This window comes from Paenibacillus xylanexedens, assembly GCF_017874615.1.
In the GTDB taxonomy this organism is placed as follows: Bacteria; Bacillota; Bacilli; order Paenibacillales; family Paenibacillaceae; genus Paenibacillus; species Paenibacillus xylanexedens.
In genome coordinates, this window is the sequence record NZ_JAGIKV010000044.1 from 19910 (window position 1) to 29518 (window position 9609).

7 protein-coding genes and 4 tRNA genes are annotated in these 9609 nt (G+C 50.3%); all 11 read right to left on the bottom strand.

Going from position 1 to position 9609, the window contains the following annotated elements; all coding sequences use genetic code 11:
- Positions 1-82: 82 nt before the first annotated feature.
- The 11 genes from J2Z28_RS30510 to J2Z28_RS30560 all read right to left on the bottom strand — a co-directional run bounded on the left by J2Z28_RS30510 (position 83) and on the right by J2Z28_RS30560 (position 9595).
- Positions 83-1090, bottom strand: coding sequence for a LacI family DNA-binding transcriptional regulator (locus J2Z28_RS30510; RefSeq protein WP_211085716.1), 1008 nt, complete (start codon positions 1088-1090; stop codon positions 83-85).
- A 130-nt stretch (positions 1091-1220) separates the two neighbouring features.
- A complete protein-coding gene (gene iolB / locus J2Z28_RS30515; protein ID WP_211085717.1) occupies positions 1221-2027 on the bottom strand; it encodes a 5-deoxy-glucuronate isomerase in 807 nt (268 codons plus the stop codon).
- 111 nt (positions 2028-2138) lie between these two features.
- On the bottom strand, positions 2139-3191 hold the full coding sequence (gene iolG, locus J2Z28_RS30520) for an inositol 2-dehydrogenase (protein ID WP_211085718.1): 1053 nt from the start codon (positions 3189-3191) through the stop codon (positions 2139-2141).
- A gap of 69 nt (positions 3192-3260) precedes the next feature.
- On the bottom strand, positions 3261-4736 hold the full coding sequence (locus J2Z28_RS30525; RefSeq protein WP_244661184.1) for a CoA-acylating methylmalonate-semialdehyde dehydrogenase: 1476 nt from the start codon (positions 4734-4736) through the stop codon (positions 3261-3263).
- A gap of 98 nt (positions 4737-4834) precedes the next feature.
- Positions 4835-5845 (bottom strand): 5-dehydro-2-deoxygluconokinase, encoded by a 1011-nt coding sequence (iolC, locus tag J2Z28_RS30530; RefSeq protein ID WP_036671941.1) that lies wholly within the window; start codon positions 5843-5845, stop codon positions 4835-4837.
- A gap of 199 nt (positions 5846-6044) precedes the next feature.
- Positions 6045-6947 (bottom strand): myo-inosose-2 dehydratase, encoded by a 903-nt coding sequence (gene iolE / locus J2Z28_RS30535; protein ID WP_211085719.1) that lies wholly within the window; start codon positions 6945-6947, stop codon positions 6045-6047.
- 53 nt (positions 6948-7000) lie between these two features.
- The gene (iolD, locus tag J2Z28_RS30540; RefSeq protein ID WP_211085720.1) at positions 7001-8866 is read right to left on the bottom strand and encodes a 3D-(3,5/4)-trihydroxycyclohexane-1,2-dione acylhydrolase (decyclizing); all 1866 of its coding nucleotides are present in this window, start codon (positions 8864-8866) and stop codon (positions 7001-7003) included.
- A 394-nt stretch (positions 8867-9260) separates the two neighbouring features.
- A tRNA-Gly gene (locus J2Z28_RS30545) sits at positions 9261-9331 on the bottom strand.
- 10 nt (positions 9332-9341) lie between these two features.
- Positions 9342-9415 (bottom strand) — tRNA-Pro (locus J2Z28_RS30550).
- A 7-nt stretch (positions 9416-9422) separates the two neighbouring features.
- Positions 9423-9501: transfer RNA gene (locus J2Z28_RS30555), tRNA-Leu, on the bottom strand.
- A 17-nt stretch (positions 9502-9518) separates the two neighbouring features.
- Positions 9519-9595 (bottom strand) — tRNA-Arg (locus tag J2Z28_RS30560).
- Positions 9596-9609: the final 14 nt, after the last annotated feature.

Genomic DNA, 9609 nt, shown 5'->3' on the forward strand with positions numbered 1-9609 from the left:
AACACTTATCCCGAGCCATGAATATGACACACGTAGACTTGGCCTCACAACTGATCAGGTTACATCAGAAACCTAATTGTTTTCAGCCCAATACACGGCCTGCTGATTCTCGGATAACCAGCTCAGGTTTCAGCACAATCTTCTGTGGCTCTTTTTGTTCATCCTTTAATTCTTCAATCAACAGATCTACAGCGCGATGTCCCAGTTCTTCAATTGGCTGGGCAACGGTCGTAAGCGGTGGACTGGTTACCGAAGCCAGAATGGTATTATCAAATCCGATGATCGACACATCCTCTGGCACGCGTAGGCCCAGCTCTTTGGCTGCCTGAAGTGCACCGATGGCCTGAATGTCATTACAACAGAACAAACCTGTCGGGTGATCCTTCTCACCGAGCAGCAATAGCGCCTCTTTTTTGGCCGAGCTCAGGTCAGCTGCCGATTCTCGGATCTGATTTGGTTCCAGCGTATAGCCAGCCTTAATCAGGGTTTCACGGAATCCACGTACACGTTCCTGACTGCTGCTGACTTTGGACGGTTCCGACAATACCGCTAGACGGGTGTGCCCAAGTTCAAGCAGATGCTCGGCTGCGAGTGCTCCGCCGAGTATGTCGTCGATAGTGACCGTATGTACCGACAGCGATGGCATATGACGGGCAATCAGAGCAATAGGTATCGACTGTTGCAAGAGGGGTGACAAAATTTCGGCATTATCGATCCCGGTTCCGATCATCATGCCATCGACCCTTTTTTGCTGGAGCAGATTCAGGTAACGCTCTACCCGCTCGTCCTTATTATCCGTACTGCAGATGACCACGCTGTAACCCAATTGACGGCTTCGATCCTCCACGGCTCTTGCGAGTTCTGCGAAATACGGGTTTGAGATGTCCGGTACGAGCAGCCCCAATGTATACGTCTGTTTACCTGTAAGTGCAGCTGCGATCGCGCTGGGTTGATAGTGAAGGCGTTCCATGATCTCCATAATCTCGGCGCGCCGCTTCTCACTGATCTTGCCTTTGCCATTAATGACCTGCGAGACGGTTGCAATGGATACACCCGCCTCGCGTGCTATATCGTATATGGTTGCTTTCATTGTTTTTTCCCCATTTGTGCTATATATAAATTTCCTTATACATAGATAATTGTTCTCTTCTTCTCATTATGCAGGGGGAAGTCTGCATACGCAACTTGAAGCCAGCACAATGTGCGTAGCAGGAATTGTTTTACTTTTTCATCAACCACTCATGGTCAGGGTCGTTATGGAATTTCCATGTCCGAGTAGGGCCGGCCATCACGTTCAGATAGTAGACCTCATACCCTGGAGGAGCACCTACCGGATGATAACCGTCCGGAACAAGCACCACTTCTCCGTTCTTCACTGCTAGCGTCTCATCCACAGAACGATCATCCGTGTATATGCGCTGAATGGCAAACCCCTGCTCAGGCTGCACACGGAAGTAATACGTTTCTTCCAGCAAAGATTCATCCGGGAGAGCGTCCCGATCATGCTTATGTGGCGGGTAACTGGACCAATGCCCATCTGGCGTGAATACCTCAACAACGAGCAGACTGTCCGCTTCTTTTTGTTCCGGCAAAATGTTGTGAATCTGGCGTTCCAGATTGCCATATCCTCGTGCCTCTACCCCTACATCTTCGGGTGCAATGAGACGAGCCGGGTACGTGCCTTTACCGGGTGCAACACATATAGCGATTTCCAGTTCGGTACGTGCTGTGATCTGCACTTGATCGGAAGTTGAGACGTAGACCGAATACGGCGGAATTTTCTCGAAAACACTCATTCTTTTTCCGATATTATCCCATGTGTGCTCCCGGGTACTTACATTGGCGAAACCACTGAGAAGCACCACACAGAGTTCCTGATCACCGCTCTCACGGGTTAGCGTCTCCCCCTTCGCCAGCTTCGCTACCTGAAAGCCAACATATTCCCACCCCGCCGACTCCGGTGTTACGTTTATAAGTGTACCGTCTCCCTCCGGGTTCACCACGGGTTTCACAATACGTTCTGACATCTTGCCATCCACTCCTTTCTGTATTCGTTCACAACAACCTGATACTTATAAAAAACAAAAACTTGGACCATTCTTGCGCTCTATTAGAAAAAAGTGACTTTAATCATCCACCTATGGCGTTGCCGTTTGCGATTCCAGTGACACCCCAGGGACTTCACTCAGCTTCACAGGTCTTCCCCGCTCCATGGACATTTTTGCTGCCAGTGCAATTCGTTCTGCCTGTACTGCATCGTGGCCATCAACGATAACCGGTGTATCATGAATGATTGCATCGATAAAGAGGGCTGTCTCCTGTACATATGCTTCATTGTAGCGTTCCAGGAAAAAGTGTAACGGTTTGTCGCGCATAAGCCCGGCCGCTGTACTGATCTCAGCCGTATTTGGATGATCATTCGCCGCTGCGGCGCTGCCCTTCGAGCCAAATACTTCAACACGCTGATCGTATCCGTATACTGCCTGACGGCTGTTATCAATAACACCAATCGCTCCATTGGCAAAAGTCATCGTTACAATCGCTGTATCCACGTCACCATGTTCCGCAAAAACCGGATTGATCAGCACGTTGCCCTGAGCGTACACTTCTTCCACTTCACTCCCGGACAGATAACGGGCCATGTCAAAATCGTGGATCATCATGTCCATGAAGATCCCGCCAGACACCCGGATATACTCCGCAGGCGGTGGACTCGGGTCGCGAGACGTAATTTTGATAATATGTGGATCACCAATCGTACCATCCTGCACATGCGTACGTATCCGTCTGAAGTTGTGATCGAAGCGGCGGTTAAATCCAATTTGTAGCTTCACGCCAGCCTTCTGAACTGCCGCTACAGCCGCTTGGGTCTGTGTCAGATCCATGCTGACCGGCTTCTCGCAGAAGATATGTTTGCCCGCCTGGGCGGCCTGTTCGATCAGCGGCACATGTGTATCTGTTGAAGAACAGATCAGCACCGCGTCTACATTAGGCATCGAGATCAACTCGCTGCTGTTCGTTGTTACAACAGGGATGCCACGACTGGAGGCCCAAGCCTCCAATTCAGGACCTGCAAATAAGTCACTGATTCCCACAATCTCGGCATGCGGGTTACGCAGGAGATTGTCTGCATGAATTTTGCCGATCCGTCCAGCACCGATGATGCCAATTCTCACTTTGTCCTTGCCCATTCCGTTATCCTCCCTATGTGCGTCCATATGGGCTGGGCGTTCCCCTTAGCCCGAGTGATGCTCTGGTTGTTACCAGCGCGCCGTTACCATCTTCTTGCGAGTGTAGAATTCAACACCATCCGTACCATTGGCATGTAGATCACCATAGAAGGACTTTTTCCAACCGGAAAACGGGAAAAATGCCATTGGCGCAGGTACGCCCAGGTTAATACCCAACATGCCCGCATCAATCGTTTCACGGAATTGACGCATACTCGCTCCGCTGCGGGTGAACAGACACGCCCCGTTGGCAAAATCAGAACGGTTCGCCAGCTCAACGGCTTCCTCCAGCGTAGACACTCTTGCCACCGAGAGTACCGGAGCAAAGATCTCATCCTGCCAGATTTTCATATTGCTATCAACTTGGTCGAATACCGTAGGCCCTACAAAATAACCGGATTCACCTGTCGCCTGATCCTTACGTCCATCCCGAATCAATGCCGCGCCTTCCTGCTCTCCGGCTTCAATGTAACTGAGTGTACGCTCTTTATGTGGTCCACGGATGACAGGACCGAGGAACACGCCCTCATCCATGCCGTTACCAATGGTAATGCGGTCTGCCGCTTCCACCAGCTTTTGTACCAGTTCGTCAGCCACATCACCCACAGCCACAACAACCGCACATGCCATGCAACGTTCCCCTGCTGAACCAAAAGCTGCACTGGTAATCTCTTTCACGGTTAGATCCAGATCGGCGTCCGGCATAACGATGGAGTGGTTTTTGGCACCCGCGAGTGCCTGTACCCGTTTGCCATGCTTGGATGCAGTAGTGTAGACGTATTCAGCCACAGGTTGTGATCCGACAAAGGAAATCGCTTGAACATCCTTATGTTCCAGCAACCCGTTCACGACATCATGCGCACCGTGAACGATGTTGAGCACGCCGTCAGGAAGCCCCGCTTCCTTGAACAGCTCTGCCAGGCGGCCTGCCAGCAGCGGTGTGCGCTCGGACGGCTTCAGGACAAAGGTGTTACCACACGCAATAGCCAGCGGGAACATCCAGCACGGCACCATCATCGGGAAGTTGAACGGGGTAATCCCCCCAATTACGCCGATTGGGTAGCGGTACATGCCCGACTCCAGTCCTGTCGCGATATCAGGCAGTTGTTTGCCCATCATCAGATTCGGGGCACCTGCCGCGAACTCGACGCATTCAATGCCACGTAATACCTCGCCGTACGCTTCGGCATAACTTTTACCGTTCTCCAGTGTCACCAGGCGAGCGAGCTCTTCCCAATGTTCAACCAGCAACTGCTGGTAGCGGAACAGAATACGTGCACGGCGCGGAACCGGTGTGCTGCTCCAGGATTTGAACGCTTCTCGTGCTGTCTGAACCGCCAGATCCACGTCCGCTTGTTCGGACAGTGGCACATGTGCAATAACCTCTTCTGTAGCCGGATTCACCACTGGCTCCGTGCGAGTTGACGCTGGGGTTACCCAGGCACCTCCGATCCAGTTTTGTACCATTGTCGCTGTTGCAGACGCTTCAGAAATTCCTTTTCCCATAGCCCTGTCTCCCTTCACTTATGTGTGATCCCTTATGTTCAACATGTTCATTGTTATAGATCTGTATGAGTACGTTGTTCAAAGTATTGCAACGTGCTTCAAGACACGGTAATCTCGCCCCGATTGCAACGTTCAATGTAGTCATTCACCTGTTCCACCGTTGGCATTGCATCCGAACAGCTGTGGCTTGAAATAACGATACTTGCTGCGCCACTGCCATACGCCATACTGCGCTCAATTGTCCAGCCCTGCATCAATCCATACAGGAACCCAGCCGCGTAAGAGTCGCCTGCGCCGAACGTTTTGACCACTTTTGCCGGATAGCTGTCCGCACGATGGGAAAGCCCTTCACGCGTATAAGCAATGGACCCTTCCTTGCCGTGTTTGATTACTACAATATTCGCTGAGAAATCAAACCATTTCTGTGCAGTTACTTGATCGCTATGATCCGGATTGTGGTCGAATGTCTCCATCATGTCGAACTCTTCACGTGTGCCGAGGATGATATCGCATTTCTCGGCTGCAAGGTTGTAATAGACCGCTGTCTCTTCGTCCGATGTCCATGTGTATGGGCGATAGTCCAGATCAAACACAATAACTGTGCCATGTTTTTTTGCATACGTTAGTGCCTGTAATACGGCTTCACGGGATGGGCTCTGCGCGAGGGCTGTGCCTGAGATTAACAGCACTTTGGAGTCAGCAATCAACTGCTCTTGTACCTCTTGCGCCTGTAATAACAAATCCGCTACATTGTCCCGGTACATCAGGATGCTGCAATCCGTTGGGCTTTTGATTTCGGTAAAAGCAAGCCCTGTCACCGCTCCAGTGTCATCTGTAACTACATTTGATGTGTCGATGCCGTTCTTCTCCAAATAACTCTGGATGAATCTGCCCATCTGGTCACCTGCGATTTTGCCGATAAAAGCCGTCTTCATACCTAGTCTGGACATGCCAATCGTAATATTGGCCGGAGAGCCACCTACATACTTCGTGAACGTCATCGTCTCTTCCATCGGGCGATTGATCTCATTGGCGTTCAAGTCGATGCACAAGCGGCCAATCGCGGTGAAATCCTTCTTCCTGGATACCGGAAAGGATACGTAAGTCATTGCATGTGAGCCCCTTTCTGTAGTGGGATTTTCCATGTTCTATATGGATATCTAGACTAGTTACTCATTCCATCGTAAGAACTCGTAAACGGCTAGAGTAAGTCAGTTTTATTTTCCAATCGTAACTTTATACTCTTGCTGGCCTTCTTCCTTTTTCGCTTCATAGGTGTGGCCTCTGACCGCTGCAATGCTAAACGAATCAGCTGTGTTGGTATAACGACTCCATATACTTCAAAGATCGCTTCGCATACTCATATGGGTTATGAATCGCAGGGTCCTGCTCTCCTTCAAGCATCGCCCAGCCATCGTACCCTCGTGTGATCAGTTCTTGCAGAATTGGTGCAAAATCAATGCATCCATCTCCTGGTACGGTGAACACTCCTCTACGAATACAACCGACAAAGTCAGACTGCTCCGCGCGTGCTTCATCCAGCACATGCGGGCGGATATCTTTCAGATGGATATAGGCGATCCGATCATAATGTTTGCGTAGCAGTTCAAGTGGATCGGCTCCGCCATAATAGGCATGACCAGTATCATAGAGCAGGTACACGAGAGAAGGGTCTGTCAGCTCCATCAGTCGATCAATATCATCCGGTTGCTCTACCACTGTGCCTCCATGATGATGGTACGTAAGCTTCAACCCATGTTCGCGGGCAATAGCTCCTGCTTCGTTCAATCCTTCAGCGAGGATATGCCATTCAGATTCGCTCAGTCTGAGCACTTCTTTTTCATTCGGTGTCCGTCTTGGATCAAAATGAAGTGACCCGCCTACCTCTGCCGTACTGATTACCTTACTGCCCATGGATTGGAGAAATTCCGCATGTTTGCGATAACTGTCCAGCTCCGACTGACGATATGCCGGGTCGGAGAAAAGTACGGATTTCCACTGGGAGACCAGCTTGATATTCCTTTTACTCAATTCCTCACGCAATATAGCGGGATCGGTTGGATACTTACGTCCCATCTCTGTGCCTGTCAGCCCAAGACGCTGAATGTCATCCAGAATCTGTGCACACGTTGTCGCATCACCATGCTCCTTCACATCTTCACCGACCCAATTGATCGGATGAATCCCAAGCTGGAATGGCAGCTTGCTCATTGCTCCACGTCTCCTTTGTCGTTCAACATTGTGGTTCACTATATTAAACTGGATTAAATCGGTCTTGCTTTGGCACGGTTGGCTTGCATGGTGTGATGAGCATGAACTACCTTTTCTTCGGCAGATACCTCAGGTACACCCACATTCCACCATGACTCGTATCCACCTGCGTTGGTTCCAGGCACGACCGGAATCTCAATCAACGTACTTACTGTTTCGTTCTTCGCATCTCGGAGTGCTTGTTCCAGCTGTTCTGCTGTCTCCGCTCTATAGGATTTGGCTCCCATGCTTCGGGCGTGAGCTGCAAAGTCCATTGGCATGTAATCCCCGGTCAGTCGTCCACTCTCGGATTCCCGATAACGGAATTCATTGCCGAACCCGTCACTACCATGTTCCCGCTGCAAATTATGAATACACTGGAATCCATTGTTGTTGAATAAGAGAACGGTTATCTTCTTCTGTTCCTGCAAACTGGTCACAAACTCCGAATGCAGCATCAGATAACTACCATCCCCTACCATGGCGTACACTTCACGATCCGGCTCGGCAAGTGCTGCTCCGAACGCTCCACTTACCTCGTACCCCATACAGGAGAACCCATACTCCATGTGATACGTCTTTGGTTCAGCCGCACGCCACAGACGATGCAGATCGCCTGGCAGACTGCCCGCCGCACACACTATGACGGAGGATGGATCAATGGTTCGGTTAACGATGCCAACTGCTGTAGTCTGTGCCAGCCCTGCTTCATGTTGAGCTGCATACAGACGATCCACTTCTGCATTCCACTCAGCGCGGAGATCAGCGATTTCGGATGCATCATATGCACTGCGGTATTGTCTTTCCTGCAATTCCTTTTGCAAAGCCTGCAACCCTTCGCGTGCATCTGCCAAAATGGCTTCCCCGCCTAACTTGGCGGCATCCATGCCATTCAGGTTAATGTTGATGAATGAAGCTTCCGGATGTTGAAAAGCAGAGCGGGACGCCGTCGTGAAATCCGAGAACCGAGTACCGACGCCGATCACCACATCCGCTTCTCTCGCCAGCCTATTGGCTGCCAGAGAGCCGGTAACACCGATTGCCCCCACATTTAGTGGGTGGTCCCAAGAAACTGCGCTCTTGCCCGCCTGCGTCTCGGTGATCGGAATACCAAATGCCTCGGCGAATTCCACGAGCTCGGCGGATGCCTCAGAGTACAACACACCGCCGCCTGCAACGAGCAGCGGCTTTCTGCCACGGGCAATCTGTTCCGTTGCCCGTTCAATGGCTGCCTGTACTGGGGGGCGACGATCCAAATAATGTACTTTGCGGGCAAAGAACGATTCTGGATAATCGTACGCCTCTGCCTGCACATCCTGCGGCAGTGCGAGCGTTACTGCTCCCGTCTCTGCTGGATCGGTTAGCACACGCATGGCCTGTGTAACAGCAATCATCAACTGTTCCGGACGAACAATGCGATCCCAGTACTTGCTGACGGCTTTGAATGGATCAGTGGCTGAGATTGTATAGTCACTGCTCACTTCCAACTGCTGAAGTACCGGATCCGGTTCCCGTGTAGCAAAGTTATCTCCAGGAAGCAATAAAACCGGTATCCGGTTCACCGTTGCAGTAGCTGCGGCTGTAATCATATTCAACGCACCAGGTCCAATGGATGTTGTACATGCATAGATCTGTCTACGGTTCTTCTGCTTGGCATAAGCCGCTGCCGTATGCACCATGCCTTGTTCGTTTTTGCCTTGCATATACGTCAGGCTTCCCGGACTGCGCTCCAGCGCTTCTCCAATGCCTGTTACATTGCCATGTCCAAAAATACCGATGATTCCCTTCACAAACTTGGTTTCCACCCCGTCAACCGAGATATATTGCTGATCCAGGTATCGAAGCAGTGCCTGAGCCATCGTTAGTCGAATTGTATTCATGAATTGATCGCCGTCCTTTCCTTTACGGGTTAAGCGCTTAATCTACGTTAAGTTTAAGCGCCTTACCCCTAAAGGTTAAGCGCTTAATTGATATGGTATTACAGGTTAATGATTTACGCAAGCTATTTTTGTAAGCGTTTTTATAAATTGTGATAAAGAAAAGATATTCTTGTGTTCGAACATGTGTTAGACCTTCTCTATTCGTACACTTCAACAATGACTAAGAACAGACTTAAAAGAGAGGGGAATATTATCGTGAGGATGGAATACATGTTGGTACATGCTAATTAGCCATATAATCCGTGATCTTCGTATACAATCATGATCAATATGCCTGTGAATGCAAAAAAAAGAAAGAGACGGTGAATACCATCTCTTTCTTTTTCAATATATAAGCGGGTGATGGGAATCGAACCCACGCTATTAGCTTGGAAGGCTAAAGTTCTACCATTGAACTACACCCGCATAACAACAATCGGGATGACACGATTTGAACATGCGACCCCCTGGTCCCAAACCAGGTGCTCTACCAAGCTGAGCTACATCCCGTTATCTATACCGGCGAGAGGACTCGAACCTCCACGGTTTCCCACTCGATTTTGAGTCGAGCGCGTCTGCCATTCCGCCACGCCGGCAAAATATGAAGTTATAATGGCGCGCCCTGAGAGATTCGAACTCCCGGCCTTTTGATTCGTAGTCAAACGCTCTATCCAGCTGAGCTAAGGGCGCAAAATATTGGAGCG